The sequence below is a fragment of the Micromonospora sp. NPDC005257 genome (assembly GCF_042872445.1).
Lineage (GTDB): Bacteria > Actinomycetota > Actinomycetes > Mycobacteriales > Micromonosporaceae > Micromonospora.
In genome coordinates this window covers 1-1,430 of sequence record NZ_JBIAKL010000031.1, presented here as the reverse complement: position 1 = coordinate 1,430, position 1,430 = coordinate 1, and the positions used below count along the sequence as shown (strand labels likewise).

The window sequence follows — 1,430 nt, the reverse complement described above, 5'->3', positions numbered from 1 at the left end:
TGAGAGGGTGGTTCGGGAGGCTATGTCCGATGCGGATTTGGTGGTTCGTTAGCGGCCCTGGTTGGTGGGGTTACGCGGACGTCGTCGGTGGAGCCAGGGTGAACAGTCCGGCGTCGGGTTCGGTGAGGATCTGGCGGGCGACGAGGCGTTTGAGCTTGGCGCGGAGATTCTCGGTGTCCTTCGCGGTGGTGCCGGTGCCCAGCGCTTGGCAGATGTCCTTGGCGCGCATCGGTGCGGTCCCGGCGTGGAACACGGCGAGGATCTGCTGGTAGGCGGGGCTGGCGATGGTCGGGTCAGCGGGTGCGACCGCGTCGAGTGGGCCGCCCAGGCTCAGCAGCGTCTTGCGGGTGATGGCGAGTTCGGCCACCTCGGTCTCGGCGGCGGTGAGCTGCTCGTCGAGGGAGGCGATCTGGGCGCGGAGCCGTTCGACGGCGAGGCCGGCGGCGGTTTCGCGTTCGGTGAGCAGGGTCAGCAGCGTCGGCTGGGTCACCGCTGGTGGCCCGGGTCGCGCCAGGACGTGGTGGCGGTGCCGGTCAGCCGGCGGATGAGGTTCGCCGTCGAGGCCCACCAGGTGCGGGACACCGCGGAGGCGGGTCGGCTTTCGTACTCGCGGACCAGGCGGCGGTGCAGCATTAGCGTGCCGTTGGTCTGCTCGACCACCCACCGGCGCTTGATCGGCACGAACCCGGCGGTCGTGTCGGACCGCAGGACCTGCTCCACGTCGACACCTCGGACCGCGCCGTGGATCTGCACGTCGTCTTTGAACCCGGCGTCGACCCATGCCTTGGTCACCGTCGGCGTGTGCGCGAGGACGTTGTCCAGCAGCTTCACGCCGATCGCGTTGTCGGTGACCGACGCGGCGGTGACCACCACCGCGATGATCAACCCAAGGGCGTCGACCGCGAGGCCCCGCTTACGGCCCGGGACCTTCTTCGCGGCGTCCTTGCCGGTCGTGGCGGCCGGGACGTGGTTGGCCGCCCGAATCGACTGAGTGTCCAGCACCACCGCGGTCGGATCCTCCCGGCGGCCGGCCTTCTCCCGTGCCTGGCAGCGCAGCAGATCGTGAATCACCTGGTCGGTGCCGTCATCACGCCACAGGGCGAAGTAGTAGTAGGTGGCCGACTTCGGCGGCAGGTCGTGCGGCAGGTACGCCCACTGGCACCCGGTCCGGTTCTGGTAGAAGATCGCGTTCACGATCTCCCGCAGCTCGTAACGGCCCTGATGCCCCGACACCGACGGATGCCGGTCCTTCCACGCCTGCAGGAACGGACCGACCACCGCCCACTGCTCATCGGTCAGGTCGCTCGGATACGCCGCACGCTCACCCATGAACAGCCCAACGCGGCCACCACGTCACCGGTTACGACCACGGCTCACATTCACATGCCGGGCCGAACCCACAATGGACGAAAGCTACCGAACCACCCTCT

General features: G+C 68.7%; 2 protein-coding genes. Both read right to left on the bottom strand.

Features of this window, described 5'->3' with window-relative positions; genetic code table 11:
• Positions 1–70 precede the first annotated feature (70 nt).
• Positions 71–490, bottom strand: coding sequence for a hypothetical protein (locus ACFYO8_RS29605; RefSeq protein ID WP_355094860.1), 420 nt, complete (start codon positions 488–490; stop codon positions 71–73).
• Positions 487–1,329 (bottom strand): IS5 family transposase, encoded by an 843-nt coding sequence (locus ACFYO8_RS29600; protein ID WP_387257833.1) that lies wholly within the window; start codon positions 1,327–1,329, stop codon positions 487–489. The genes ACFYO8_RS29605 and ACFYO8_RS29600 overlap by 4 nt, the downstream gene beginning before the upstream one ends.
• Positions 1,330–1,430: the final 101 nt, after the last annotated feature.